Source organism: Cedecea sp. NFIX57 (assembly GCF_900177785.1).
Classification (GTDB): domain Bacteria; phylum Pseudomonadota; class Gammaproteobacteria; order Enterobacterales; family Enterobacteriaceae; genus Cedecea; species Cedecea neteri_C.
Genome location: NZ_FXAS01000027.1, coordinates 38316 through 63488, shown reverse-complemented (window position 1 = coordinate 63488; position 25173 = coordinate 38316). Strand labels below are relative to the sequence as shown.

The window sequence follows — 25173 nt, the reverse complement described above, 5'->3', positions numbered from 1 at the left end:
ATGGAATGTGAAGCGAAGACCCTACGGGTTGGAGCTTAGTACGCCCCTATGGGGCGCCAAAGCAATGCCGCCTTCTATGAAGGCGGATTTTTACTTACTCCAGAGAGGGAAACCGCCTCTCTGGTGCATAATGAAACTGGATATCGATATCGGCTCAGGAGGCCCTATGTCACTGCATCACCTAACGCGTTTTCCTCGTCTGGAATTTATTGGCGCGCCGACGCCGCTGGAGTATTTGCCGCGCTTTTCGGACTATCTTGGCCGTGAAATTTATATTAAACGTGATGATGTGACGCCGATGGCGATGGGCGGCAACAAGCTGCGCAAGCTTGAGTTTTTAGCCGCAGACGCGCTGCGGGAAGGGGCTGATACGCTGGTCACTGCCGGTGCTATCCAGTCTAACCACGTTCGCCAGACGGCGGCGGTGGCGGCAAAGCTCGGGCTGCATTGCGTGGCGCTGCTTGAAAATCCTATCGGGACAAAGGCCGAAAATTACCTGACCAACGGCAACCGTCTGCTGGTTGATCTGTTCAATGTTGAAGTCGAAATGTGCGAGGCGCTGAACGCCCCGGATAAGCAACTGGAAGCGGTGGCTACGCGCCTGGAAGCGCAGGGATTCCGGCCTTATGTTATTCCGGTCGGCGGCTCTAATGCGTTAGGAGCGCTGGGGTATGTTGAAAGCGCGCTGGAAATTGCCCAGCAGTGCGAGAACGCTGTGAACCTGTCATCCGTGGTGGTTGCCTCCGGCAGCGCGGGGACGCATGCCGGTCTGGCGGTCGGCCTTGAGCAGTTGATGCCGGACGTGGAGCTGATTGGCATCACTGTTTCCAGAACCGTGGCGCAACAAAAACCAAAGGTTTTCGCCCTGCAGCAGGCCGTGGCGCAGTCTCTTGAGGTGAGCGCGACCAGTGAAATTATCCTGTGGGATGACTATTTCGCGCCAGGCTACGGCACGCCGAATGAAGAGGGCATGGAAGCGGTGAAGCTGCTGGCCAGACTTGAAGGCATCCTGCTTGACCCGGTGTACACCGGCAAAGCGATGGCCGGGCTGATTGACGGCGTTGCGCAAAAAAGATTCAAGGATCAGGGGCCGATCGCCTTTATTCATACCGGCGGTGCGCCGGCGCTGTTTGCCTACCACCCGCATCTGTAAGACGCGGAGCAGGTTTTAATTATCGGGAATCACCATGCAAGAAAGTTTGCAACTGGTGCTGGATTCAGCACCGTATCTGCTTAAAGGGGCGGTTTTCACGCTCCAGCTGAGTATCGGCGGGATGTTCTTTGGCCTGATCCTCGGGTTTATGCTGGCGCTGATGCGTCTGTCGGCATTTTGGCCCTTTTCGCTGCTGTCGCGTTTTTATGTCTCCATCTTTCGCGGGACGCCGCTTATTGCCCAGCTGTTTATGATTTATTACGGGTTGCCGCAGTTTGGCATTGAGCTGGACCCGATCCCGTCGGCGATGATTGGCCTGTCGTTAAACACCGCGGCCTATGCGTCTGAAACGCTGCGGGCGGCTATTGCCTCTATTGATAAAGGCCAGTGGGAAGCGGCGGCCAGTATCGGGATGACGCGGTGGCAAACGCTGCGCCGCGCGATTCTGCCGCAGTCGGCCCGTGTGGCGCTGCCGCCGCTGGGGAACAGCTTTATCAGCCTGGTGAAGGATACTTCGCTGGCGGCGACCATTCAGGTGCCGGAGCTGTTTCGTCAGGCGCAGCTGATCACCTCCCGCACGCTGGAAGTGTTCACCATGTATCTCGCCGCGTCGCTGGTCTACTGGGTGATGGCGACGGTGCTCTCCACGCTGCAGAACTATTTCGAAAACCGGCTTAATCGCCAGGACAGGGAGCCGAAATGAGCACCATTGACGTAAAAAAACTGGTGAAAAAATTCCACGGGCAGACGGTGCTGCACGGCATTGATCTGGACGTGAAGCCCGGTGAAGTGGTGGCTATTATCGGCCCGAGCGGCTCTGGGAAAACCACGCTGTTGCGAAGTATTAACCTGCTGGAAGAGCCGGACAGCGGCACGATTCAGGTGGGTGATATCACGATTGATGCCGGGCAGTCGCTGGCAAAGCAAAAAGAGAAAATTCGTGCGCTGCGCCAGCAGGTGGGGTTTGTGTTCCAGAGCTTCAATCTTTTTCCACACCGCACGGTGCTGGAAAATATTATTGAAGGCCCGGTCATCGTTAAGGGCGAGCCGAAAGCGGAAGCCATTGCCCGGGCGCGCGAACTGCTGGTGAAAGTGGGCTTAAGCGGGAAAGAGAACAGCTACCCGCGCCGCCTGTCGGGCGGGCAGCAGCAGCGGGTGGCAATTGCCCGTGCGCTGGCTATGCGTCCGGAAGTTATCTTGTTCGATGAACCAACCTCGGCGCTCGACCCGGAACTGGTGGGGGAAGTGCTGAATACTATCCGCCAGTTGGCTGAGGAGAAGCGCACGATGGTGATTGTGACCCATGAAATGAGTTTCGCCCGTGACGTAGCCGACCGCGCAATCTTCATGGATCAGGGCAAAATTGTGGAGCAGGGGCCGGCAAAAGCGCTTTTCGCCAGCCCACAGCAGCCGCGTACCCGGCAGTTCCTCGAGAAGTTTCTGACCCAGTAAACCGCGCAGATTACACCGGTTTCACTCCCAGGCGGCGTCCGCCGAGCCGAGAGGCATCGGTGGCGTCGCCCAGATAACCGGCGTGCCTGCCAGCCTCAGTGGAAATTTTAACCGGTTTCCAAGCCCAAAAGCTGACCACTCCATCCCTGGCTGAAAATCATGCGGGCCGGGAGCGGCAAGCCCCGACTGAACGCCAGCCGGATGCGACATTAATAAAGCGGCTGTTCGGGCGAGCGACAGGCGTGCGCTATAGCCTTGATTTTGCACATGCCGAACATGTAGACCTTTTAGCACTGCCGCCGCGATTAGGTAACCCGTGGCGTGATCCAGTGCCTGAACGGGAAGCGGATAAGGCCGCCCGGCGTTTTTCCAGCGCATACCTGCCTCGGCGATACCGCTGGACATCTGGACCAGGCTGTCAAAACCTCTGCGATTGCGCCATGGTCCGTGCCATCCCCAGGCGTTGAGCGACACGTCTACCAGCCCCGGAGATAAAGCCTGCAGGGTTTCGGTATCAAACCCTAATGATTCGAGCGCATCCGCGCGGTAGCCGTGCACCAGGACATCCGCTTTCGCAAGCAGGATTTTAAATTTCTCCCGGCCTGCGGCAGACCTGAGATCGAGCGTCGCGCATTTTTTCCCGAGAGTGACTTCCTCGACAAGCGTGGGTTCTTCCCAACCGGGTGGATCAAGGCGCAGCACCTGTGCCCCCAGCCCGGCCAAAAATCGGGTGGCAACCGGGCCGGCAATAATACGGGTGAGATCCAGCACCCGAAGCCCAGCCAACGGGCGTGCAGGTGATAGTGCCAGTGTTGTGCGGGGCGCTTTGGCGTGGAACTGCTGCCAGAACAACGGCTCTGCTGCGACGGTTTTCCCGTGCGGATGTTTCAGCCATTCGTCGTGGGTTAGCATCGCCGCTGCACATCCACCTGCGGCAACGATCGCGGCTTCGAGTTCGATTTTGCCCCACGTGGCAACGCGCTGGGCGAGAGCTGTTTTATCCTTGCTCACTCCCAGCACGCTTTCCATCGCCTGGCGATGATGTGGCGCATTTGTATGCAGGCGGATCCAGCCGTCTTGCGTGGCATAATCCCCGGCAAATTCATCCCACAGCGCGGCGGGAGCACGGTTCACGGGGAAATGGCTACTTGAAAACCAATATGAGCCCAGGCGTTGATCCACATAAAGCGGTGTATCCGGGCGAGAGAGAAGTGCACGCAGTGCAAAACCCGCCGTCGCGAGGCTGGCCGTGGCGAGTTCGGTCACAGGAAAGCGCGAACTGAGCTCCCCTCGACCCACCACGCTTACGGATGGCTGGGGCGTTTCCAGCTCGAGATCCTGGGTCATTGTAGTAAGGAGAGAAGAAAACGAAGATTTAACCATACATAGCTCCAGTAAATTTTTCCTTACATATGTAAAAACCGAAGAATTGTGGCGGAAAGACAATAAATCACATTAATTACTTTAATAAATGTGTTAGCTTATTACATTCTATTAATGAAATACTCTTTAGCGCCAGGAGAGCCGCCAGATATAATGCTGGAACGTGACTTTTTTAGCTGGCGACGGGAAGCACTCGAACTTTTCCTGTCAATTACTGAAGCCAGCGAATTACAAACTTTAGTTCAACAACAAACTCAATGTCTGGGTTTTGATTATTTTTCACTGTGTGTTCGGCATCCGGTGCCTTTCACGCGGCCTAAATTATCATTGCAAAGTTCTTACCCGCAAAAATGGCTAGAGTGGTATGTCACAGAAAACTATTTTGCTATTGACCCGGTATTGAAACAATCTAATTTCATGCGCGGTGAAATAATCTGGAGCGATGCGTTGTTTGCTGAGGCTCGTGAGCTGTGGGATGCCGCACGTGATCACGGTCTTGCAACTGGGCGGACGCATTGCGTCATGGCGCCTAACCGTACGGCCGGTTTTCTTTCCGTTTCGCGCTCAAATATCCGTACGGAAATGGTTGCGGAAGATGAGCTTGGGCTGCGGCTGGACTACCTGGCTGAGCTGAGTATGGCGACGTTAAACCGCCTGGATGACCCGTCGGTTGAAATGATCGACATGAAGCTGAGTAGGCGTGAAAAAGAGATTCTCCAGTGGACGGGAGAAGGGAAAACGTCGGCAGAAATTGCGATTATCCTGTCCATTTCTGAGAACACGGTGAACTTCCATCAGAAGAATATGCAGAAGAAATTCAATGCGCCAAACAAGACGCAGATAGCCTGTTATGCGGCGGCGTTGGGGATTATCTGAACCTGGAGAGCGAGTGTTGCGTGTGGCGCTGACGGCTGGTGAACCCGGATTCAGCCAGCCGCCCTCGGCTTATTGACGGTAAGCCTGTTTAATTTGCTTAACGGTATTACTGAATACTTCGGCCTGAGTTGGGTCTTCCAGTTGAGCGATCTGCTTTTCCATTTTCAGGATAACGCGGCCCGCATCAGCCTGGCCCATAGCCTGCAGCATCAGGGTTAACAGCGTCTTCAGACAGGTAACTTCTTGTGCCAGTTCACGGGTGTGTTCGGCGGTGGAAAAATCTGGAGTGCTCATTTACTTTCCTCAATGCTTAGTTAGTACGCTGCCATTATGCACAGTGATATTCATAAGGCGGCGGAGTATACCATAACATTCATCAGAGTTATTCATGTTCGACGAATGAGAATGCGTCTGACTGTTTACGGTAATAAACAATATTGCCGGAGGTTATTCTCGGGGCGCTGGGAAGAATTAAAAACAAATTGTTTCACTCTCGTTTAACTAACGTTAAATAAGGCGAGAGAATAAGGTTTTTATTCTTGATGACTGTCGCATTTTGATAATTAGCTGTTTTTTAGTCAGTGAATAATAGCGTTCGAGTCGTGGGTTGAAACTTGATGTATGCCGCAGAAACAAGGTCGAAAGTAAAGATATATTCTTCTTTAATGTTAACAGAATGTGCTGACCGCAATTTGGATTTTAATGTTGCCGGAAAAACGTTAATATATGCCCAATTAGCTATCAGCAGCGTTATCCCTTTCTGGAGAATAGCCCTTTGATCAACGTTCTTCTTGTTGATGACCACGAACTGGTGCGCGCAGGGATACGACGCATTCTGGAAGAGATTAAAGGCATCAAAGTCTCGGGTGAAGTGAACTGCGGTGAGGATGCCATCAAATGGTGCCGCAGTAACCCGGTCGATGTCGTGTTAATGGATATGAATATGCCGGGGATCGGTGGCCTTGAAGCCACCCGCAAAATTGCCCGCTACTCTTCAGATATCAAAGTTATCATGTTGACTATCCACACCGAGAACCCGCTGCCTGCAAAAGTGATGCAGGCCGGCGCGGCAGGGTATTTAAGCAAGGGGGCGGCGCCTCAGGACGTGGTGAATGCCATCCGTTCCGTCAATGCGGGCCAGCGTTACATCGCTTCAGATATTGCCCAGCAGATGGCCTTAAGCCAGATAGCGCCGGAAGCGGAATCCCCGTTTGCCAGTTTGTCTGAGCGAGAATTACAGATTATGCTGATGATCACTAAAGGCCAGAAGGTCAATGAGATCTCTGAACAGCTTAATCTCAGCCCTAAAACGGTGAACAGCTACCGCTACCGCATGTTTAGTAAACTGAATATCAGCGGTGACGTGGAGCTAACGCACCTGGCTATTCGCCATGGGTTATTCAATGCGGAGACGTTAATCAGCAGTGAGTGAACCTTTTGATTCCCGGGCTTTTCTTAAGACGGTAACCAGCCAGCCCGGCGTCTACCGCATGTACGATGCCGGCGGCACAGTTATCTATGTCGGCAAAGCTAAAGACCTGAAGAAACGCCTCTCCAGCTACTTCCGCACAAATCTGTCCAGCCGTAAAACAGAGGCGCTGGTGGCGTTGATCCAGCATATTGATGTCACGGTGACCCACACGGAAACCGAGGCTCTGCTGCTCGAGCACAACTACATCAAGCTTTATCAGCCGCGTTACAACGTGTTGCTGCGAGACGATAAATCCTATCCCTTTATCTTCCTGAGCGCCGACAGCCATCCACGACTGGCGATGCACCGCGGCGCGAAGCACGCGAAGGGCGAATACTTTGGTCCGTTTCCTAATGGCTATGCGGTGCGAGAAACTCTGGCGCTGCTGCAGAAGGTCTTTCCGGTTCGCCAGTGTGAAAACAGCGTCTACCGTAACCGCTCTCGGCCTTGCCTTCAGTATCAGATCGGGCGTTGCCTTGGTCCCTGCGTTTCAGGTCTGGTCACCGAAGAGGACTATGCCCGGCAGGTGGACTATGTTCGCCTGTTTTTAGCGGGGAAAGACGATCAGGTGCTGACGCAGCTTATTTCCCGCATGGAAGCAGCGAGCAAAAATCTTGAATTTGAAGAGGCCGCGAGGATCCGCGATCAAATTCAGGCGGTCCGACGTATTACCGAAAAACAGTTTGTCTCCAACACTGGCGACGATCTGGACGTTATTGGCGTCTCCTTTGATGCAGGCATGGCTTGCGTGCACGTCTTGTTCATTCGCCAGGGCAAAGTTCTTGGCAGCCGCAGCTACTTCCCGAAAGTGCCGGCAGGCACCGAACTTAGTGAAGTGGTGGAGACGTTTGTCGGGCAGTTCTACCTGCAGGGCAGCCAGATGCGCACGCTGCCGTCTGAAATTCTGCTCGACTTCGCGCTGGCGGACAAATTGCTGCTGGCGGACTCGTTGAGTGAGCTGGCCGGCCGTAAAGTGAATGTCCAGACCAAACCTCGCGGCGACCGGGCGCGTTACCTGAAGCTGGCCCGTACTAACGCGGCAACGGCGCTGGTGACAAAACTTTCTCAGCAGTCCACCATTCATCAGCGCCTGAAAGCGCTGGCCGAAGTGTTAAACCTTCCAGAAGTGAAACGGATGGAGTGTTTTGATATCAGCCATACGATGGGGGAGCAAACCGTCGCTTCCTGCGTCGTTTTCGACAGTAACGGCCCGCTTCGGGCGGAATACCGTCGCTACAATATTACCGGTATCACGCCGGGCGATGATTATGCCGCGATGAATCAGGTGCTGCGCCGTCGCTATGGTAAAGCTATAGAAGAAAGTAAAATCCCTGACGTGATCCTGATCGACGGCGGGAAGGGGCAACTGGGGCAGGCGAAGGCGGTGTTTGCTGAACTGGATGTGCCCTGGGATAAGCATCATCCTTTATTGCTTGGCGTGGCTAAAGGCAGTGACCGCAAAGCCGGGCTGGAAACATTGTTCTTTGAACCGGAAGGTGAAGGGTTCTCTTTGCCGCCTGATTCTCCGGCGCTGCATGTGATCCAGCACATCCGCGATGATTCCCACGATCACGCGATCTCCGGCCACCGTAAAAAACGGGCGAAGGTGAAAAGTACCAGTTCGCTGGAGACGATTGAAGGCATCGGGCCAAAGCGCCGTCAGATGCTGCTGAAGTATATGGGCGGATTGCAACCGTTAATCAATGCCTCTATTGAGGAGATCGCAAAAGTGCCGGGCATCTCGCAGGCATTGGCAGAAAAGATCTACTACTCGTTGAAACATTAAGGGCTCTGTAGCAACATAGAGACAATTTCCACTTATGACAGATAGTTAACTGGCACTATGCGATTCAATATCCCAACACTGCTCACGCTGTTTCGTGTCATCCTTATCCCGTTCTTTGTGCTGGCGTTTTATCTGCCGTTCAATTGGGCACCTTTCCTTTGTGCGTTCATTTTTTGGCTGGCAGCCATCACCGACTGGTTTGACGGTTTTCTGGCGCGTCGCTGGAACCAGAGCACCCGTTTTGGCGCATTCCTCGATCCGGTTGCCGATAAGGTGATGGTGGTTGTGGCGCTGGTGCTGGTGGCGGAACACTATCATGCCTGGTGGGTGACCCTGCCTGCGGCCACGATGATCGCCCGTGAAATTATTATTTCGGCACTGCGTGAATGGATGGCGGAAATCGGCAAACGCAGCCGCGTGGCGGTTTCCTGGATAGGCAAAACCAAAACGATGGCGCAAATGCTGGCGCTTATCGGCATGCTGTGGCGGCCAAATATGTGGATTGAGTACACAGGTATCGCGCTTTTCTTCGTTGCGGCGGTGCTGACGTTCTGGTCAATGTTCCAATATTTAGCTGCTGCGCGGGGCGATTTGCTCGAACCGTGATCTATCCGGCGCAAAATTCAGCAAACGATTCGTAGTGTTAGAAAATTTCATTGACTCATTGCGTCAGGTAAGTAGAATGCAACGCATCGAAAGGCAGCAAGGTTTGCCGGAAGATAATAAAATCAAGTGATTAGCTTAATAGCTACCAACAGTCACTTGTACAAAAAGCGGGAATAGCTCAGTTGGTAGAGCACGACCTTGCCAAGGTCGGGGTCGCGAGTTCGAGTCTCGTTTCCCGCTCCAAATTCAGGTAATAGAGTTTCTGTTACCGCCTGAAAAGGCAAAAAGATTTTGGCGCGTTAGCAAAGCGGTTATGTAGCGGATTGCAAATCCGTCTAGTCCGGTTCGACTCCGGAACGCGCCTCCAATTTCTTCCCGAGCCCGGATGGTGAAATCGGTAGACACAAGGGATTTAAAATCCCTCGGCCTTTGGCTATGCGGGTTCAAGTCCCGCTCCGGGTACCATGGGAATAAAAAGAATAAAATCAATGATAAGCAGTGTCGTGTAAACCACCTTCGGGTGGTTTTTTATTGCCTGCGATTTGGCACTGTTCCGACCCTGGCAAACAGTGCACGCCGCAAGGGTTGCGGCGTTGTCGTTGATAGCCTGAAAAGATGCTCGCTCATCGCCGTTTTACCCTGAAATATTGATTACGTGAGAGCATCGCCAGGCGCCATTCAGGAAAAATTCTTCCATTGCTCTTCGCTAATGATTTTTAGCGGGATTCCTTTTTCATCTCTGTAAGAGACGGCTTTTTCTATCTTTCGGCCGTGCGCTTTGTATCGCCAGTCCCGGGAGCTCAATGTCCCAATAATCAGATAGTCGAGTTTTTGAGTGATATTACTGATGACATTCGCCCCCTTAAGACGAAGTTCTGCTTCACACAAGCTTCGCTTACCATAAATAAATTCACCCGTAAGACAAACGGTAGCACCTGCGAAATCTAAAGTATCGATATTATCAATGGGCAGCTGTGTTGACAGGCCATCTACAATACCAGATGCTAAATCACATCCCGTAAATGAAATAAGGGCCTGCTTGAGTAATTCACGTTCATCTTCTGTGATAACCCCGTCAGCCAAAATATCTTCTATAAGGCTATACAGCTCTTTGCCGGGATAGTTATTTTTAAGCGCACCATTGACGGAGAGAAACCATCTTAAATACTTTATCTCGGCATCATTGAGCTGGTGGTTCGCCAGCATCCCTTTGCACAGCCCTTCGAGCAGGTGTCGGTCTGATTCAATAGAATCCAGGTTGAGGTGGGGAAGGTCGATGAGCTCCTTCTGAATCTTAAGCAAGTCCGTTTTAAGCGACTTGATTTCTGAGGGCTCAATCACGCCATCGGCCTGTATGTCCGCAATTCTACGACGGATGGCTTTTACGCAATGGTTATCACTGATTTCTTCGGAGTCGAGTAACCAGGTATCTAAATAGAGTATTTCTTTTTGATCAAGGTGACCATCGCTAAGCAGACCATCAATAATGCTAATTAAATTAGCGAATGCCTTGTCCCTGTTTTTAAAATAATTAAATCGAGAATACTCACTCATGTTTATTTCCTCCCTGGATATTAACTGTCATTGGTATTTTACTGGCGTGATTATATCAGGAGCATTTTTGGTTATTCCTTGATGAATCACAACATATTGCTGTTCACTGGCTCATATGCTTACGGCATTAATCATGAGGAAATAAACAAATGAAACTGAGCCAGGAAGGTTTTGCTTTGCTAAAAAAATTTGAAGGTTGTGAACTCTCGGCGTATCAGGATCCCGTGGGAGTCTGGACGATAGGCTATGGCTGGACACAGCCAGTTGAAGGCCGACCGGTTGCTGCCGGAATGGTCATTACTCAGGACGTGGCCGACAGCCTGTTGGGCAGCGGTATCGTGCAGTATGAAAAGGAGGTGGCGGGACTGTTAAAAGTCGATGTGAACCAAAATCAGTTCGATGCCCTGGTTGATTTTGCCTATAACCTTGGCCCCAGGGCCCTGAAAGGTTCTACGCTGCTGAAAAAACTCAATGCCGGTGATTATGCGGGCGCGGCAGAAGAGTTTTCAAAGTGGAACAAAGCTGGCGGTAAGGTTCTAAAAGGGCTGGTTGCGCGCCGGGCTGCAGAGCGTACGCTCTTTTTGTCATAAAATGTTGGGGCTTACTTAGGAATGATAAAGATGCGATGCTAACTCATCGACTAATATCGCACCAGGCAGCCATGAACACTTTCTCCCGACACCCATTTGATGTCGCTTTTCAGGGCCGCACGCTCAAGGCTGACAGTATTTTTGCCAGTAAAGGTCACATTCTGATGATCCACGGTGGTTCAAAAGACCGCGAGGTGGGTCTTCGCTACCGGCACTTAATGGCGGAGCTGGGCTTTGGCAGCACGGCTTTTGATTGCATCGGCCACGGGGAAACTGGTGGGGATCTTTCTCACTCCTCTTTAATCAGCCGCACCGGGCAGGCGCTAGCGGTTGCCGAACATTTAGGTCCTCAGTTGACTGGCTGCATGGGCGTCAGCATGGGGGCGTACAACGCTTTGCACCTGAGCAAATCCGTGCCTTTGCGTTCCCTTATCCTGATGGTGCCGGGCGTGTATCACCCTTCGGCTTACCGGGTAAACTTCGGGCCTGAATTTTCCGCCATTATCCGCCAGCCGCGAAGCTGGGCCGAAAGCGACGCCTGGCAGACTGTGGCTGAATTTGGCGGTAATGTCCTGGTCATCGCCGCGGCAGAAGATCGGGTGATCCCGGCAGAGATCCCACCGCGGCTTTATGATTCGGCGTCGGGGCAGGGCAAACATGCTTTGCTGACCGTGCCGGGTGCTGACCACAACAGCGTCTGGCAGGCGCTACAGCACACCCCATCGCTCTACGACAAAACCTGTCAATTGTTGGTGGAATGCCTGACAAAAGCGGAATGAAAATGACTCGTCGCGCGCAGAACGGGTACACTACGCAAAATTTTATTCAAAACGCGAGACGAGGAAGCCAAAAATGTCCCAGGGACCGCTGAACGAAGACGAAATTATCTGGCTGGATGACATCCTGCTGAAATATGGCACGGCGCATTCGGTGATTGATGTGGCTGAGCTGGACGGGCTACTCACGGCGCTATTGTCGGGGCCAGCTGTGACCGAACCTGCCACCGTGCTGCGGGCGGTATGGGGTGGCGATGTTGAGCCAGAATGGGAAAGCAAAGAAGAGCTGACGCGCTTTAGCGTACTGGTCTTCCAGCATATGAACGACATTGCCGAACGCCTTGCAGAGTACCCGGGTCAGTTTGAGCCTCTGTTTGGTACCAGCGAAGTGGATAACCGCGAAATCACCATCGTGGAAGAGTGGTGCTACGGCTACATGCGCGGTGTGTCACTGGAAAGCTGGCCTTCGCTGCCGGCAGAACTTCAGCCAGAGCTGGACGCCATTGCCCTGCATGGACTGGAAGAGAATGAAGCGAAGTTTGAGAGCCTGACGCCGGAAGCATTTCTGGCGAGCATTGAGGCGATTAAACCTGCGGCACTGGCGCTATACGGGTACTGGCACAGCCAGCGAAACGGCGGGGCGCTGCACTAAAATGAAAATAGCAGGCCGGAATGGCCTGCTATTTCACGGCAATTAAGCCTGAGCGTCCAGGGTAGCCAGCTCTTTATCGACAAAGTAAAGGCCTTCGCCGCTTTTGCCCACCAGACTGAGTTTATCCAGCACGGATTTAAACAGTTTTTCTTCTTCATGCTGCTCGGCAACATACCACTGCAGGAAATTAAAGGTTGGATAATCCTGAGAGGTCATCGCGGAATGTGCCAGCGCATTAATCTGGCGAGTAATTAGCTGCTCGTGCTCGTAGGTGGCTTTAAATAACTCGTCCAGTGAAGCGTATTCTAAATACGGGGACTGAATGGCGTTAATACGCGGCATGCTTCCGGTATCATTTAAATAAGCAAACAGGCGCTGCATGTGCTCCATCTCTTCCTGAGCGTGGCGGCGCAGGAACGCGGCCGCCCCTTCGAAGCTGTGATAGCTGCACCAGGCGCTCATCTGCTGGTAAAGCAGGGATGAGTAGAGTTCAAGGTTCATCTGCTCGTTCAGTTTTTCAATCATTTCCGTCTTCAGCATCACAGGCTCCATATTTTTTGAGGGGCGTTAATATGGCGCTACTTTAATTATTAATTTTCCATAATGCAAAGAAATTGTTAATTATATTAGTGTAATGAGAATGGTTGTTACTATTATTTTATTTGTGACAAAATGAATTAATAATGAGAATTAATCTTGTTCCGCTTCGCTATTTTATTGCCAAATAACGTGTCATGAATTAGTCATATTTAGCCGCGCAAAATGGTAACCATGCTAAGAGTAAGCCTATGTTGTCATTGGAAAATCTTATGGCTAAATATTCTTATGTCCGCCATTTACCTGACGCAGGAGCTGTGGCTAAATACGTTTCTTTCAAAATTAGACTGCACATGAACATTCTTCATTTTCTTCTCGCACTTTTTGTCATCATGGGACTGGCGTGGCTGGTGAGCTTCGATCGTAAAACCATCCGCATCCGCTATTTGTTACAACTTGTCGTCATTGAAGGCCTGCTGGCGTTCTTCTTCCTGCACTCCGACAGCGGGTTGTGGGTGATTAACGGCGTGTCCGGTTTCTTTGGCCATCTTCTGACCTTTGCCGGGCAGGGCAGCGATTTCGTCTTTGGTGGGATGAGTAAAGCGGGCCTCGCGTTTATCTTCCTCGGCGTACTGTGCCCGATAATCTTTATTTCGGCGCTGATCGGTATCCTGCAGCACTTCCGCATTCTGCCGATCATTATTCGCATCGTCGGCACATTGCTTTCTAAAGTGAACGGTCTGGGCAAGCTGGAATCATTCAACGCCGTGAGCTCGTTGATTCTGGGCCAGTCTGAAAACTTCATTGCTTACAAAGGTGTGCTGGGCGACCTTAGCTCTCGCCGCCTGTTCACCATGGCCGCGACGGCGATGTCCACGGTTTCGCTCTCCATCGTCGGGGCTTATATGACGATGCTGGAGCCGAAGTATGTGGTCGCGGCGCTGATCCTGAATATGTTCAGCACGTTTATTATCCTGTCGATCATTAACCCGACCCGCCCTGGCGCTGAGCCAGAAATCAAGCTTGAGAAGCTGCACGAATCCCAAAGCTTCTTTGAAATGCTGGGGGAATACATCCTCGCAGGCTTCAAAGTGGCGATGATTATTCTGGCGATGCTGATTGGCTTTATCGCGCTTATCAGCGCCATTAATGCGCTGTTCGCCACCGTCTTCGGCCTGAGCTTCCAGCAAATTCTGGGCTACGTTTTCTATCCGTTTGCGTGGCTGGTGGGTATTCCTCAGGCGGATGCGCTGAAAGCGGCCGGGATCATGGCGACCAAGCTGGTGGCGAATGAATTTGTGGCGATGATTGAGCTGCAGAAGATCATGGCGACGCTGTCACCGCGCGGGCTGGGGATCCTGTCGGTCTTCCTGGTCTCGTTCGCTAACTTTGCTTCCATCGGCATTGTGGCCGGGGCTATCAAAGGGCTGAACGAAAAGCAGGGGAACGTGGTTTCTCGCTTTGGCCTGCGCCTGGTGTACGGCGCGACGCTGGTCAGCCTGCTGTCGGCAGCGTTTGCCGGGCTGGTACTGTAAAAATAAAAACGGCGGGTTTCCCCGCCGTTTCTTCCCTTCACAACAATCAGAACGCGGCGCAGACCGGCTGGTCAACGCGCATTACGGATTCCTGCGCAAAGCGGGTTTTATAGATAGCGCGCAGTTCGTCTACCTTTTTGCTGCTCTCTGCATCGCTGCCGCGAATCAGCATGATCGCTTTGCTCGGTTCGTGGGTCACTTCACCTTTAGCGTTCAGCCACTGGCCTTTGGCATCATATTCAGTCAGCCCTTCGCGGAAACGTGGGGTCACGTCTTTATCCACAAAGCTGCGCCATTCATTGGCGGTAATTTCCGCCCCGGATGGGCGGCTGATGCCGAAATAGAGCGTGGTTTGCGTCATTGCATCACCAACCTGGCACTGTTTAGCCGGGGCGGTAACCGCTGATGTGGTTTTCGCAGGCGCGACGCAGCCCGCCAGAGCCAGAGCTAAAGCCCCGGCAAGTGTTGCTTTATAAAATACCATTATCCACCTGTCTTACTGTCATCATCATTATTAAAATTAAATGCGGAATGATTCCGCCGCGATATCAAATTACAATTCCGCACTTTTCGCAAGTCACCGAGCATCAACAGGGCAAGAATAATCCCGCAGATGCCGCTGCCGGGCAGTACCCACTGTGCCGGGAAGTACCCGGCAATCGTCCCCGTGACCAGAGGAGCGATTAACGTAATGCCGAGCTGGAGTCGCCAGGTTGCCGCCATGGCAGCACCAACCTGCGGGCTAGGGAAACTGTCCATTACGTTGAGCGTCGCGACCAGATAAAACCAGTTGCTGAACAAATGTGCGAGCACGATGAGCGGCACGGCCAGCCACAATGTGCCCGAGTACGCTACGGCGAAATAACACAAAGTGAAAAGCAGCAGCACCAGCATCAGCGGGAAGCTTTTACCCGCCCGGTTGCGTACCTGTTTTTCACTTAGCAGGATCGGGGCGAGCAGTTGCCCTGCGCTGCGGGCAAACAGCAGCGCCAGGCCATTGGCTGTGTTATCGCCCGGCAACGCAGGGGCCAGAGCAGGGAGCAAAGCCATCACGGGCGCGCCAACCAGGGCAAGACTGGGCAGCAGCAGCAGGCTACGCTTTTGCACCGGGGTAACGTGCCGCCAGCTAAATTTTTCGCTTTCGCCGGGGGCGTTGTTTTCTTCTCCCGTGATAACAAAAGCCGCTGAGGCTCGCCAGAGTAGCCCCATGGCAAAAGTGAAACTGAGCGCATCCAGAAACAACATCAGCCACAGGCTGACGTGGCCATATAACAATGTCCCCATTCCCACGCCGAAGATAACGTTGGCTGCAAACACTAGCGTTTCAATACCTGCGGCGGCGGGCATTAATGCTTTAGATAAGCCTTGTTTGAAGAGCTGGCTGAGCACCGGCACCGTGAGACCGGTGCTAAAAGCGGCGGCGGCCTGGCTCAATAAGAGCATGGTCGGGTGATCATTCAGCAGCGCAAGGCACGGCAGAACCAGACCCGTAAGGCCTAAACCCTCACCGAGAAGCAGAACGGAAAACGCCGGCCAGCGCTTTAATAACCACACGCCAACAAAGCTGGCGGGTAAGCCGGGGGCAAGCGCGAGGACGTAAGCGAGAGAAAGCCAGGCGGGCGTAGCGTGGCTGTTTAACAGCTGGCTAAAGACCAGAACATAGGTCAGGCCGTTACCTACCGAAGAGAACAGGAGCGCCAACCCGAGCAGCGAGAACCAGCGGTGCTGGCGCAGGGCGCGTAGCAATAAAAGAAGCATGTTAATTTCCTGATGAACAAATAGAGTCAAGCCGCCGTGGGAAGACGGCGGCGCGAGATATTTATCGTCAGGAACGGGTTACATTGGTGTCAGGCTTCTCTTTGTGCAGATGTCTCTAAAAATAGAGGAGTATTCACAAATTACCAGTTACTGGTGACGCCCGCATACTGTGGGCCGGTCACGCCACGGCACTGGTACTCCAGCACCACCTGGGTGTTCAGGCAAAGGGTGCCGCTGTAGGTGGTACAGGTCTTGATATCGCTGCCGTAAGGAATGGCGCTGGCATAGCCCCATTGCTGGCACTGGCGCGAAGCCGTGGACTGGGCGAGGAATTTATCCACTTTGGCCGTTTGCAGCGGCGGCAGGCTATAGGCGAGGCGAACAACACCGGCAGGCGCATTGGCATTGAGCGGAACAGGCGTTTTGCTTACTGTGCATCCGCCCAGCAACAGGGCAGTAACGGCCAGAGAAATGCGCTTCATCTTTGATTCATACCTCATACTTAACCGCTTTCATGGTAGCACGCGCGGCGGGCAGAAAAGCCTGTTCAATTAAGCTGGCCGTAAATTCCATAAATTTCGAATTTTAAATAATCCTTAATTCAAATTGTGGAATAAAAAAGTCTTACTTAACATAAATTCCCCACAAAATGCGCGGCGATTTTTTGATCAAATACGCGTCAAGTTTTGCTGAACCGTGCCGACAATAGCGCTACGGCGCGATTTAATTTCACTTATGCAGGTATACAAGGGAATAAATCAGGACGCGCGTCGCTAAAGCCGCACAGGAAGTGCATTTTATTTTTACCGGGGAACCAAAAAATGAACATTATTCGCAATATTAAAATTCGCGCGATGGTGGTGCTGATACAAATCTTTTCAACGCTGGCTTGGATCTGCGTGGCGGGCGCGACGCTGTGGCTATTACATAACCTCAAACAACAGCTTGCGCTGAACCCGGATCAGTTGACGTGGATTAACACGGCCCAACGGATGCTGATGCTCTCCATCGCCATCAGCATCGCGATCGTCATTTTTACAGAACGCTATCTGTGGTTTTGCCTGGTGAAGCCGGTCAATACGATCCGCCACCACATGCATGTCCTGGCGCAGGGCGAACTGGTTGCCGCGCTGCCGGATTTGGGGCGTAACTGCATAGGCCTGATGGTGCCGCCGATTCAAAAGATGCAGGAAAACTGGCAAAGGGCGGTGAGCCGGATCCGGGACAGCGCCGAGGCTATTCGCAGCAACGCCACCGAAGTGTCCGGGGTGAATACCGACCTGTCATCCCGCTCGGAACAGCAGGCGGCCGCGCTGGAGCAGACTAGCGCCAGCATGGCGCAGCTGAACAGTACGGTGAAGCTGAACGCCGACAATGCGAATCACGCCAGTCACCTCGCGCAGAATGCCACTAACACCGCGGTAAACGGCGGGGATTCTGTGAAGCAGGTGGTGAAGACCATGGACGTGATTGCCAGCAGCGCGAATAAAATTGTCGATATCACCACGGTGATTAACAGCATCGCTTTCCAGACCAACATTCTGGCGCTAAACGCCGCGGTGGAAGCGGCAAGGGCGGGAGAGCAGGGCAAAGGCTTTGCGGTCGTCGCCAGCGAAGTGCGTAACCTGGCCAGCCGCAGCGCCGGGGCCGCCAAAGAGATTGAAACGCTGCTCAACGACTCGGTCAGTAATATTCACACCGGGTCGCAGCAGGTGCGAAAAGCAGGAGAGGCAATGGACGAGATCCTCCGCGCCGTGAAGCAGGTCAACGACATTATGGGGGAGATTGCCAGCGCTTCCCTGGAGCAAAGTCAGGGCATCGGGCAGGTCGGGATCGCCGTTAGGGAAATGGACAGCGTGACGCAGCAGAACGTGAACCTGGTCCAGAAGTCGGTACTCTCTTCCGTTGAACTGGAGAAGCAGGCGCACCATCTGCATGACGCGGTGGCGATGTTCCGACTTAACGCAGTCTGAAAATCACGTAAATGACAAAGCAGCCTCCGGGCTGCTTTTTTTACGTCTTATACATGCGCGGAAACAAAAATATGTGACGCAGCTTGGTTAAATAATATTCCCCGCAGGCATTGGTGTCAGGCACCATGCGGATAGTTAAAATTCGGCTAAGCTTATGCTTTTTAGGCACATTTACAAGCGATCGCGAGTGTCGCACTATGCGGGCTCTTATTGAGCAAGGAGTTTCTGAAGCAATGCGTAAACCTCTGGTATTGTCGGCGCTGGTCGCCGCGCTGGCCCTGGCCTTAAGCGGCTGTGATGACGCTAAAAAAGAGACCGCGGCGGCACCCGCCCCGGCAAAAGAAGCGCAGCAGGGCGGCAGCCTGATAATCGGCATCACCTCCGGCGACCCGCTGGCCATGAACCCGCTGTACGCCAGCGATCGTACTACGTTAACCATCATGCAGGCGCTTTACTCGCCGCTGTACAGCTACAACGGCGATAAGATCGAGTGGGGCCTGGCGGAAAGCCTGACGCCGTCGGCCGACAACCTCACCTGGACGCTGAAACTCAAGCCCGACCTGAAATGGCAGGATGGGCAGCCGATCACCGCCGATGACGTGGTGTTCACCTTTAATAAACTGCTCGATGAAAAGCAGCACAGTTTCTTCCGCAGCATGTTTGTTTATGGCAACAAGCCGCTGGCCGTGAGCAAAGTGGATCCGCTGACGGTTAAATTTACGCTGCCGCAGGTCAGCGCCGCGTTCGCCGGTACGCTGGTGCAAATCTTCCCGATCCCACAGCATATCTTCGGCAGCGAAGCGGGCGATCTGGAAAAAAGTACCCGCAATGATGCGCCCGTCGGCTCCGGCCCGTTCAAGTTTAAAGAGTACCGGGCGGGGCAGTACTACGCCCTGACGCGGTTTGATGATTACTGGAACGGCAAACCGAAACTCGACTCGGTCACCTACCGTTTTGCGAAGGATGCCAACTCGGCCAACCTCGCGCTGCAGAACGGCGAAATCAATCTCAAAATGGTCGATCCGCAGGATGTTTCGCGCCTGAAAGCCACCGGCAAGTTTGATTTTGTTATTTACCCGGAAGGGCGCCTGGCCTACATGACGTTTAACCAGAACGTTGACAGCATGAAGAGCAAAGATCTGCGCCAGGCTATCGCGTATGCGCTGAACAAAGATGACCTTGTGCAAACGGCGTTCACCTCGCTCGATTATGCCAAACCTGCGGCTTCTATTTTGACCCCGGATACCCTCTACCAAACCAGCGATGTGGAGCCGTATAAATTCGATCTCGAAAAAGCCAAAGCATTGTTTAAAGCGTCCGGGCAGCCGGAGGGCCTGAAGCTGCGCCTGGCTTACATCAACAGCAATAAAACCCAGGAAAGCATGGGGCTCTACATTCAGCAGCAGCTGAAGGCGATAGGCATCAACGTTGAACTGCTGCCTCTGGATGCGAACGCGATGTCTCAGCGCAGCCAGGACATGAAAAACACGGCCTATGAGCTAAGCCTGGGGGGTTACATCATGGGCTCTGAGCCGGATGGCTATAAATCGCTGTATATGAGCAACGAAGCCTACAACTACGCGCATTATAAAAACCCGGTGTTTGATGCGTTGTGGGAGCAGGGCGCAACGGAAACGGATGCGGCTAAGCGCGCGGCTATCTACAAGCAGATCCAGCAAACCGTCGCCAGCGATATGGCCTGGTACCCAATTGCTTACACCAACGCGGTGGTGGCCGTGGACAAACGTTTTGGCGGGACGAAAGAAGCCGAGCCTAAGCCCGTTTATATGTTCCAGGATCTGTCTAAGATTTATCAACAATAACAATGAGTGATCCTCCTCTCGGCCCGTTTTGTGCAGGCCGGGCGGAGGAAGGCGAAACTATGAATAACCTTCTTTTCCGGCGTTTACTGCAGCTGCTCCCGATGCTGCTTTTTATCTCGCTGGTCTCTTTTTTACTGGTGAAGCTGGCCCCCGGCGATCCTGTGCAGGCGTATATCACTCCTCGCATGAGCCCGGAGGATATCGAACGTATCCGCCAGAGTATGGGGCTGGATAAACCGCTGCCGGTGCAGTACCTGCTGTGGCTGAAAAATCTGCTGCAGGGCGATCTTGGCTACTCCCTGATTTACCACCGTCCGGTGCTGACGATGATTGGCGAGCGTATCCCGGCCACCCTTGGCCTGATGGGCGCGTCCCTGGTGTTAGCTATCCTGCTGGCGATCCCGCTTGGGCTGCTGGCGGGCGCGTTCAAACACCGCTGGCTCGACCATGTTCTGAACCTGTTCGCTTACGTCGGGATCTCGGTACCGATCTTCTGGTTTGGCATCCTGCTGATTACCGTGTTTTCGATGCAGCTGAACTGGCTGCCGAGCATGGGGATGCGAACCATTGGCGCGGAGGATTCCTGGCTCGATGTGATTCGTCACGGTATTCTGCCCTGTATCGCTCTGACGTTTTACAACCTCTCCAGCTACGTGCGCTACATCCGGTCGAATACTATCAGCCAGCTGTCCGCCGACTATGTGCAAACCCAGTTGGCCTACGGGGCGACCCGCCGCACCATTCTGTTCCGGCACGTGCTGAAGAACGTGCTGCTGCCGGTGATCACGCTGTTTGGCCTCTCTTTTGGCGAGCTGGTGGTGGGCGCCTACGTGACGGAAAGCGTCTTTTCCTGGCCGGGGATGGGGTTGCTGGGGATCCAGGCTATCACCTCCCTCGACTACCCGCTGATCATGGCCATTATTTTGCTTTCAGCATTGGTGCTGATCGTAGGGAATCTGCTGGCCGATCTTCTGTATCGCGTGGCGGATCCGCGCATTAAGGCGCTGAGATAACTATGAGCAGAAGATGGAATCAGGTTAAACAAGGCCTGAAACACAGCCGCCCCGCGCAGCTTTCTCTGGCGGTGTTGGTGATTTTTGCGCTGGCTTCATTATCGGCTTTTCTAAGTCCGTGGGACCCCAATCAGATGTCGCTGCAGGCGAGAATGCTGCCGCCGGGGGCGGGCCACTGGTTTGGCACGGATGAATATGGCCGGGACTATTTCACCCGCGCGCTTTACGGCGGGCAAATCTCCCTGATGGTCGGGTTTTTAGCCATGCTGTTTTCCACGCTAATTGGCACGCTGGTGGGTACCGTCAGCGGCTACTTTGGCGGGAAAATTGATAACCTGCTGATGAGGCTGGTGGACATCTTAATGGCGATCCCGGCGTTTTTCCTGCTGCTGGTGCTCAATGCTTACCTGAAGCCTGGGATTGCTAACATCATTTTAATTATCAGCGCGCTGACCTGGATGAATATGTCGCGGCTGGTACGGGCAGAAACGTTGACGCTGAAAGAGCGGGAATACGTGATTTATGCCCGGGCTTCCGGGGAGCATCCGCTGATGATTGTCGCGCGGCACATCATCCCGAATATTTTGCCGACGATTATCGTGGCGGCAACGTTGAATATCGCCTCGGCGATTTTAATGGAGTCAACATTGAGCTTTCTTGGTCTTGGCGTGCAGCAGCCGGATGCCTCCTGGGGCAGCATGCTGAATAACGCTCAGTCCTATATCGGTGAAGCCTCCTGGCTTGCTATGTTCCCGGGCGTGCTAATCCTGCTGACGGTGCTGAGTTTTAACGTTCTCGGCGATGTGTTCCGGACTGCTTTCGAGCCGGGGGCAAATCGCGATGCGTAATTTGCTGGAAATAGAAAACCTGAAAACCTCTTTCTATACCCGCGAGGGCGAAGTTCAGGCGGTACGCGGCGTTACCTTCAGCGTGCAGCGCGGGGAGGTTGTTGGCATTGTGGGCGAGTCTGGCTGTGGCAAAAGCGTTACCTGCAAATCGGTTATCAATTTGCTGGGCAGTCACGGCAAAGTGGTGGGAGGCCATATCCGTTTTCAGGGAGAAGACCTCGCGCGTAAAACGGCAGAGCAAATGCGCCACCTTCGCGGCAGCGAAATCGCGATGATTTTCCAGGATCCGATGACGGCGTTAAACCCGGTGCTGACTATCGGACGACAGATGAGTGAGATCCTGATTCGCCACCAGAGTTTGAGTAAGAAGGCGGCGAAAGAGAAGGCGATCGCGATGCTGGGGCAAGTGGGCATCAGCCAGCCGGAGAAACGTTATGACCAGTACCCGCACGAGTTTAGCGGTGGGATGCGCCAGCGGGTGATGATCGCCATCGCGCTGTCGTGCCATCCGTCATTGCTGATTGCCGACGAGCCGACCACCGCGCTGGACGTGACGATTCAGGCGCAAATTCTGCGCCTGCTGAAACACCTTCAGCAGCAGACGGACACCGCGATTTTACTGATCACTCACGACCTCGGCGTGGTGGCGCAAGTCTGTTCCCGGGTGGTGGTGATGTATGGCGGGCTGGTTATGGAACAGGGCAGCGTTGAAGCGATTTTTTATCGCCCCGCACATCCTTACACGCGAGGTTTGCTGGCCTCGCTGCCTCGGCCGGACGCTAACGAAGAGCGCTTATCGCCGATTGAGGGCAGCCCTCCGGGTCTACTCAACCCGCCGCCCGGCTGTCCTTTTGCCGCGCGTTGCCCGCAGCGCATGGCCATTTGCGACACGGCGGCACCCAAACACACGCTTGCCGACGGCCATGAAGTCAACTGCTGGCTGTGGGAAAAAGAGGCCGTTCATGCCTGAAATTACTCCTTTGATTCGCGTGCGTAATCTGCACAAGCATTTCATCGCTCGTCGGGGCTGGTTCGGGCCGGGGACTACGGTCAAAGCCGTGGATGGCGTGAGTTTCGATATTTTTCCGGGGGAAACTTACGGCCTGGTGGGGGAATCGGGCTGCGGTAAATCGACGCTCGGGCGAAGCGTATTGCGGCTATTTGAACTGACCGACGGGGAAATTGAGTTCGATGGGCAAAATATTGCGGCGCTTAACGAGCGCCAGCTAAAGCCTGTTCGCCGTCGGATGCAGGCCGTTTTCCAGGATCCCTATTCGTCGCTAAACCCCGGCATGACGGTGGCGCAGCTGATCGCTGAGCCAATGCGTATCCACGGTTATGATGCGGCACGGCGTAAAGCCCGCACTCTGGAGCTGCTCGGGCAGGTGGGATTAAACCCTGAGCATCTGAACCGCTTTCCCCATGAGTTCAGCGGTGGCCAGCGGCAGCGCATCAGCATTGCCCGCGCGCTGGCGGTGAATCCTGAATTTATTCTTTGCGATGAGCCGCTGTCTGCCCTCGATGTCTCTGTGCAGGCGCAGGTGGTGAATATCCTGCAGGATCTGCAGCAGGCCTTCGGGCTGACTTATCTTTTTATCGCCCACGATTTGTCGATGGTTCGCCACATTTCTGACCGTATTGGGGTGATGTACCTGGGATCGCTTGTGGAGGAAGCGCCAGCGGAAACGCTGTATCACCAGCCTGCTCATCCGTACACCCGGGCGCTGCTCGCGTCCATTCCCGTTGCCGACCCGCATGTTCAGATGCTGGAGCAGGGAGGGATAAAGGGCGAAATAGCCGGTGATACAGGGGAGAGCGTTGGCTGCAAGTTTGCCAGCCGCTGCCCGCGAGCGATGGGCCAATGTCAGCAGCAAGCTCCCCGCATGCAGGAGATCTCACCGGGTCACCGCGTGGCCTGTTGGTTGTTCGAAAAATGAGTTGGCGGGGGCATTTGCTCCCGCTTCTTCTCTCTGCCAACGAATGGGCTGTTGCCTCGTACGGAGGCGCGCAGGTAGACTGTCGCGCAAATAAAACAGGAGATTAAAATGGCCGAACAACTCTCTGCCGATCAGGAACTGGTTTCCGATGTCGTGGCGTGCCAGTTAGTGATTAAACAAATTCTCGACGTGATTGATGTGATCGCGCCCGTTGAAGTCCGTGACAAGATGGCCGAACAGCTGAAAACCATCGATTTTACTACCCATCCGGCGGCCGTTGACCCGGTCACGCGCCGTGCGATTCAAAAAGCTATTGCTTTGATTGAGCTGAAGTTTACTCAGCAGAAAGAAGCGCACTGAAGCTTTTATCCGCTGCCAGAAAGCAAAAGCGCCGCCTGGTTGCGGTGCTTTTTATCTGAGTCGAAGCTGTTCAGTGATAGTCTCGTTCGACAAAGCTGAGCACGCGCCTGTCGGTCTGGCTCATACACAGGCCCGCTTTTTTTGCGTCGCGCACTTCTTCAAGAATCGTTTGTAGCCGTTCTCCCTCACGATCCTGCTCTAAGCCTAGCGCCATTAAAAAACTCACAATCTTACCGGCATTGATGGCTTTAGCTTCTTCCTTAAGCGTGGTCAGCGTTTCTTGCCTGAGATGATAGTCATCCAGCGTTTGTTGAAACAGCTCTTCCAGCGTCAGGCAGTCGCAGTCTGGGGGGACATGGTGCCGACGCTAGGCATGCCGCCGGATTGCTTCATAAAATTGAAGACCCGCATCATGTGGGTCACGTTGTTTTGAGCCTGACTGCGTAAAAAATTCGCACTCCCTGTCAGGCTATGTTTGGCACACCAGGCACTCAGGTGCAGACACAGATGGGAGGCGTAGAATTCACGATTAATTTGCGCATTCAGTTTCTGGATCATGCTGGCAGTAGGCATATCAATATCCTTATTTCATGAGCAATTTTATGAAGAGATGAAATAAACATACGCTGCTATTAATGGTGAGAAAAGTCCTAAGTGGCGCTATTTTTCATTTCTTTAATTTTATTTAAGATAAAAGAAGCTTAATTCTTTGTTCCTTGTGTTGTTACATAACTTGCTGTATTTGATATAAAATATATTTTTCTCATTGGCGTGGTGCTATCTCTGTGGGGCTATGTCAAAAGTGCGATTAATTGGATTTGTTTATTTTCCAATGTGAATCATTTTATCTTTTTTGGTTGTGTTTTAGATTTTGATTTATGCGCATCGAGATCATGTTTGTCTGTTTTGCATCTTATACGGAGGTTTGAAGATCCGTGGTTAAAAAAGTTTTGCTCTCAGGTGTCACGCTGTTCCGCGGCTAAGGAGATCTCTTGTTGTGCAAGAACAGGTGATGAGTACAAAAAACAAGCTGTTTTGGGCCAGGGAAAACACCAGAATCTGCTGGTACGGCTAATGAATTGATTTTTTT

The 25173-nt window shown here is 53.3% G+C and carries 25 protein-coding genes, 3 tRNA genes and 1 pseudogene; 21 read left to right on the top strand and 8 right to left on the bottom strand.

The features are described from left to right. Positions 1-166 precede the first annotated feature (166 nt). From dcyD to tcyN, 3 genes are read left to right on the top strand one after another with little or no spacing between them, the layout of a single operon-like run. Positions 167-1153, top strand: coding sequence for a D-cysteine desulfhydrase (dcyD, locus tag B9Y90_RS19960; protein ID WP_085542294.1), 987 nt, complete (start codon positions 167-169; stop codon positions 1151-1153). Between the two features lie 34 nt (positions 1154-1187). After that, a complete protein-coding gene (gene tcyL / locus B9Y90_RS19955; RefSeq protein WP_039294696.1) occupies positions 1188-1856 on the top strand; it encodes a cystine ABC transporter permease in 669 nt (222 codons plus the stop codon). After that, a complete protein-coding gene (tcyN, locus tag B9Y90_RS19950) occupies positions 1853-2605 on the top strand; it encodes an L-cystine ABC transporter ATP-binding protein TcyN (protein ID WP_085542293.1) in 753 nt (250 codons plus the stop codon). Before tcyL ends, tcyN begins: the two co-directional genes overlap by 4 nt. A gap of 21 nt (positions 2606-2626) precedes the next feature. Here tcyN and B9Y90_RS19945 read toward each other — a convergent pair whose 3' ends face one another. Continuing rightward, positions 2627-3988 carry a CoA transferase gene (locus tag B9Y90_RS19945; protein WP_085542292.1) on the bottom strand — a complete coding sequence of 454 codons (1362 nt, stop codon included), beginning with the start codon at positions 3986-3988 and terminating at the stop codon, positions 2627-2629. Positions 3989-4141: 153 nt separating this feature from the next. Between B9Y90_RS19945 and sdiA the strand changes: the two genes are divergently transcribed. Further along, positions 4142-4864 carry a transcriptional regulator SdiA gene (sdiA, locus tag B9Y90_RS19940; protein WP_039294689.1) on the top strand — a complete coding sequence of 241 codons (723 nt, stop codon included), beginning with the start codon at positions 4142-4144 and terminating at the stop codon, positions 4862-4864. 69 nt (positions 4865-4933) lie between these two features. Here sdiA and B9Y90_RS19935 read toward each other — a convergent pair whose 3' ends face one another. Further along, the gene (locus B9Y90_RS19935) at positions 4934-5158 is read right to left on the bottom strand and encodes a DUF2594 family protein (protein ID WP_039294686.1); all 225 of its coding nucleotides are present in this window, start codon (positions 5156-5158) and stop codon (positions 4934-4936) included. A gap of 481 nt (positions 5159-5639) precedes the next feature. Here B9Y90_RS19935 and uvrY point away from each other — a divergent pair, with 481 nt between their 5' ends. The 6 genes from uvrY to B9Y90_RS19905 all read left to right on the top strand — a co-directional run bounded on the left by uvrY (position 5640) and on the right by B9Y90_RS19905 (position 9192). Continuing rightward, entirely contained in the window at positions 5640-6296 is a 657-nt protein-coding gene (uvrY, locus tag B9Y90_RS19930) for a UvrY/SirA/GacA family response regulator transcription factor (protein WP_008453836.1), read from the top strand. Continuing rightward, positions 6289-8121 carry an excinuclease ABC subunit UvrC gene (gene uvrC / locus B9Y90_RS19925; protein WP_085542291.1) on the top strand — a complete coding sequence of 611 codons (1833 nt, stop codon included), beginning with the start codon at positions 6289-6291 and terminating at the stop codon, positions 8119-8121. Before uvrY ends, uvrC begins: the two co-directional genes overlap by 8 nt. Before the next feature lie 57 nt (positions 8122-8178). Next, positions 8179-8727 (top strand): CDP-diacylglycerol--glycerol-3-phosphate 3-phosphatidyltransferase, encoded by a 549-nt coding sequence (gene pgsA / locus B9Y90_RS19920; protein ID WP_039294681.1) that lies wholly within the window; start codon positions 8179-8181, stop codon positions 8725-8727. Between the two features lie 167 nt (positions 8728-8894). Then, positions 8895-8970, top strand: a tRNA-Gly gene (locus B9Y90_RS19915). A gap of 50 nt (positions 8971-9020) precedes the next feature. Beyond that, positions 9021-9094 (top strand) — tRNA-Cys (locus B9Y90_RS19910). Positions 9095-9106: 12 nt separating this feature from the next. Continuing rightward, a tRNA-Leu gene (locus B9Y90_RS19905) sits at positions 9107-9192 on the top strand. A gap of 213 nt (positions 9193-9405) precedes the next feature. Here B9Y90_RS19905 and B9Y90_RS19900 read toward each other — a convergent pair. Beyond that, positions 9406-10281: a BRCT domain-containing protein gene (locus B9Y90_RS19900; RefSeq protein ID WP_085542290.1), complete on the bottom strand. Its 876-nt coding sequence runs from the start codon at positions 10279-10281 to the stop codon at positions 9406-9408. A 149-nt stretch (positions 10282-10430) separates the two neighbouring features. Between B9Y90_RS19900 and B9Y90_RS19895 the strand changes: the two genes are divergently transcribed. The 3 genes from B9Y90_RS19895 (at position 10431) to B9Y90_RS19885 (ending at position 12299) form a co-directional block, all read left to right on the top strand. Further along, positions 10431-10871, top strand: coding sequence for a lysozyme (locus tag B9Y90_RS19895; protein ID WP_085542289.1), 441 nt, complete (start codon positions 10431-10433; stop codon positions 10869-10871). 71 nt (positions 10872-10942) lie between these two features. Next, positions 10943-11650 carry an alpha/beta hydrolase family protein gene (locus B9Y90_RS19890; RefSeq protein ID WP_176227884.1) on the top strand — a complete coding sequence of 236 codons (708 nt, stop codon included), beginning with the start codon at positions 10943-10945 and terminating at the stop codon, positions 11648-11650. Positions 11651-11723: 73 nt separating this feature from the next. Then, positions 11724-12299: a UPF0149 family protein gene (locus B9Y90_RS19885; RefSeq protein ID WP_085542287.1), complete on the top strand. Its 576-nt coding sequence runs from the start codon at positions 11724-11726 to the stop codon at positions 12297-12299. 42 nt (positions 12300-12341) lie between these two features. On the opposite strand, the gene ftnA is transcribed toward B9Y90_RS19885, so the two are convergent. Continuing rightward, positions 12342-12839, bottom strand: a complete 498-nt coding sequence (gene ftnA / locus B9Y90_RS19880; RefSeq protein WP_039294673.1) for a non-heme ferritin — start codon at positions 12837-12839, stop codon at positions 12342-12344. 350 nt (positions 12840-13189) lie between these two features. On the opposite strand from ftnA, the gene B9Y90_RS19875 reads away from it, so the two are divergent. After that, a complete protein-coding gene (locus B9Y90_RS19875) occupies positions 13190-14371 on the top strand; it encodes a NupC/NupG family nucleoside CNT transporter (protein WP_039296928.1) in 1182 nt (393 codons plus the stop codon). A gap of 46 nt (positions 14372-14417) precedes the next feature. On the opposite strand, the gene B9Y90_RS19870 is transcribed toward B9Y90_RS19875, so the two are convergent. The 3 genes from B9Y90_RS19870 to yecR form a co-directional block, all read right to left on the bottom strand. Beyond that, positions 14418-14855: a DUF3574 domain-containing protein gene (locus B9Y90_RS19870; protein ID WP_039294670.1), complete on the bottom strand. Its 438-nt coding sequence runs from the start codon at positions 14853-14855 to the stop codon at positions 14418-14420. Further along, entirely contained in the window at positions 14855-16129 is a 1275-nt protein-coding gene (locus B9Y90_RS19865; protein ID WP_085542286.1) for an MFS transporter, read from the bottom strand. Before B9Y90_RS19865 ends, B9Y90_RS19870 begins: the two co-directional genes overlap by 1 nt. Positions 16130-16269: 140 nt before the next feature. Next, a complete protein-coding gene (gene yecR / locus B9Y90_RS19860) occupies positions 16270-16611 on the bottom strand; it encodes a YecR family lipoprotein (protein WP_085542285.1) in 342 nt (113 codons plus the stop codon). A 339-nt stretch (positions 16612-16950) separates the two neighbouring features. On the opposite strand from yecR, the gene B9Y90_RS19855 reads away from it, so the two are divergent. The 7 genes from B9Y90_RS19855 to B9Y90_RS19825 all read left to right on the top strand — a co-directional run bounded on the left by B9Y90_RS19855 (position 16951) and on the right by B9Y90_RS19825 (position 24083). After that, positions 16951-18102: a methyl-accepting chemotaxis protein gene (locus B9Y90_RS19855; protein ID WP_085542284.1), complete on the top strand. Its 1152-nt coding sequence runs from the start codon at positions 16951-16953 to the stop codon at positions 18100-18102. Between the two features lie 233 nt (positions 18103-18335). Continuing rightward, positions 18336-19925 (top strand): ABC transporter substrate-binding protein, encoded by a 1590-nt coding sequence (locus B9Y90_RS19850; RefSeq protein ID WP_085542283.1) that lies wholly within the window; start codon positions 18336-18338, stop codon positions 19923-19925. Positions 19926-19984: 59 nt separating this feature from the next. Beyond that, positions 19985-20938 (top strand): ABC transporter permease, encoded by a 954-nt coding sequence (locus B9Y90_RS19845; RefSeq protein WP_085542296.1) that lies wholly within the window; start codon positions 19985-19987, stop codon positions 20936-20938. Between the two features lie 2 nt (positions 20939-20940). Next, the gene (locus tag B9Y90_RS19840; RefSeq protein ID WP_085542282.1) at positions 20941-21786 is read left to right on the top strand and encodes an ABC transporter permease; all 846 of its coding nucleotides are present in this window, start codon (positions 20941-20943) and stop codon (positions 21784-21786) included. Continuing rightward, positions 21779-22756 (top strand): ABC transporter ATP-binding protein, encoded by a 978-nt coding sequence (locus B9Y90_RS19835; protein ID WP_085542281.1) that lies wholly within the window; start codon positions 21779-21781, stop codon positions 22754-22756. Before B9Y90_RS19840 ends, B9Y90_RS19835 begins: the two co-directional genes overlap by 8 nt. Then, the gene (locus tag B9Y90_RS19830; RefSeq protein ID WP_085542280.1) at positions 22749-23723 is read left to right on the top strand and encodes an ABC transporter ATP-binding protein; all 975 of its coding nucleotides are present in this window, start codon (positions 22749-22751) and stop codon (positions 23721-23723) included. The genes B9Y90_RS19835 and B9Y90_RS19830 overlap by 8 nt, the downstream gene beginning before the upstream one ends. Before the next feature lie 108 nt (positions 23724-23831). Continuing rightward, positions 23832-24083, top strand: coding sequence for a DUF2766 family protein (locus B9Y90_RS19825; protein WP_008453864.1), 252 nt, complete (start codon positions 23832-23834; stop codon positions 24081-24083). A gap of 70 nt (positions 24084-24153) precedes the next feature. Here the strand turns inward: B9Y90_RS19825 and B9Y90_RS19820 are convergent. Then, positions 24154-24656: pseudogene (locus B9Y90_RS19820) on the bottom strand (non-heme ferritin-like protein). Between the last annotated feature and the right edge of the window lie 517 nt (positions 24657-25173).

Bases quoted from the DNA above. Each gene is read 5' to 3' on its own strand.
- dcyD (WP_085542294.1), top strand. From the start codon at position 167: ATGTCACTGCATCACCTAACGCGTTTTCCTCGTCTGGAATTTATTGGC.
- tcyL (WP_039294696.1), top strand. From the start codon at position 1,188: ATGCAAGAAAGTTTGCAACTGGTGCTGGATTCAGCACCGTATCTGCTT.
- tcyN (WP_085542293.1), top strand. From the start codon at position 1,853: ATGAGCACCATTGACGTAAAAAAACTGGTGAAAAAATTCCACGGGCAG.
- B9Y90_RS19945 (WP_085542292.1), bottom strand. From the start codon at position 3,988: ATGGTTAAATCTTCGTTTTCTTCTCTCCTTACTACAATGACCCAGGAT.
- sdiA (WP_039294689.1), top strand. From the start codon at position 4,142: ATGCTGGAACGTGACTTTTTTAGCTGGCGACGGGAAGCACTCGAACTT.
- B9Y90_RS19935 (WP_039294686.1), bottom strand. From the start codon at position 5,158: ATGAGCACTCCAGATTTTTCCACCGCCGAACACACCCGTGAACTGGCA.
- pgsA (WP_039294681.1), top strand. From the start codon at position 8,179: ATGCGATTCAATATCCCAACACTGCTCACGCTGTTTCGTGTCATCCTT.
- B9Y90_RS19900 (WP_085542290.1), bottom strand. From the start codon at position 10,281: ATGAGTGAGTATTCTCGATTTAATTATTTTAAAAACAGGGACAAGGCA.
- B9Y90_RS19895 (WP_085542289.1), top strand. From the start codon at position 10,431: ATGAAACTGAGCCAGGAAGGTTTTGCTTTGCTAAAAAAATTTGAAGGT.
- B9Y90_RS19890 (WP_176227884.1), top strand. From the start codon at position 10,943: ATGAACACTTTCTCCCGACACCCATTTGATGTCGCTTTTCAGGGCCGC.
- B9Y90_RS19885 (WP_085542287.1), top strand. From the start codon at position 11,724: ATGTCCCAGGGACCGCTGAACGAAGACGAAATTATCTGGCTGGATGAC.
- ftnA (WP_039294673.1), bottom strand. From the start codon at position 12,839: ATGCTGAAGACGGAAATGATTGAAAAACTGAACGAGCAGATGAACCTT.
- B9Y90_RS19875 (WP_039296928.1), top strand. From the start codon at position 13,190: ATGAACATTCTTCATTTTCTTCTCGCACTTTTTGTCATCATGGGACTG.
- B9Y90_RS19870 (WP_039294670.1), bottom strand. From the start codon at position 14,855: ATGGTATTTTATAAAGCAACACTTGCCGGGGCTTTAGCTCTGGCTCTG.
- B9Y90_RS19865 (WP_085542286.1), bottom strand. From the start codon at position 16,129: ATGCTTCTTTTATTGCTACGCGCCCTGCGCCAGCACCGCTGGTTCTCG.
- yecR (WP_085542285.1), bottom strand. From the start codon at position 16,611: ATGAAGCGCATTTCTCTGGCCGTTACTGCCCTGTTGCTGGGCGGATGC.
- B9Y90_RS19855 (WP_085542284.1), top strand. From the start codon at position 16,951: ATGAACATTATTCGCAATATTAAAATTCGCGCGATGGTGGTGCTGATA.
- B9Y90_RS19850 (WP_085542283.1), top strand. From the start codon at position 18,336: ATGCGTAAACCTCTGGTATTGTCGGCGCTGGTCGCCGCGCTGGCCCTG.
- B9Y90_RS19845 (WP_085542296.1), top strand. From the start codon at position 19,985: ATGAATAACCTTCTTTTCCGGCGTTTACTGCAGCTGCTCCCGATGCTG.
- B9Y90_RS19840 (WP_085542282.1), top strand. From the start codon at position 20,941: ATGAGCAGAAGATGGAATCAGGTTAAACAAGGCCTGAAACACAGCCGC.
- B9Y90_RS19835 (WP_085542281.1), top strand. From the start codon at position 21,779: ATGCGTAATTTGCTGGAAATAGAAAACCTGAAAACCTCTTTCTATACC.
- B9Y90_RS19830 (WP_085542280.1), top strand. From the start codon at position 22,749: ATGCCTGAAATTACTCCTTTGATTCGCGTGCGTAATCTGCACAAGCAT.
- B9Y90_RS19825 (WP_008453864.1), top strand. From the start codon at position 23,832: ATGGCCGAACAACTCTCTGCCGATCAGGAACTGGTTTCCGATGTCGTG.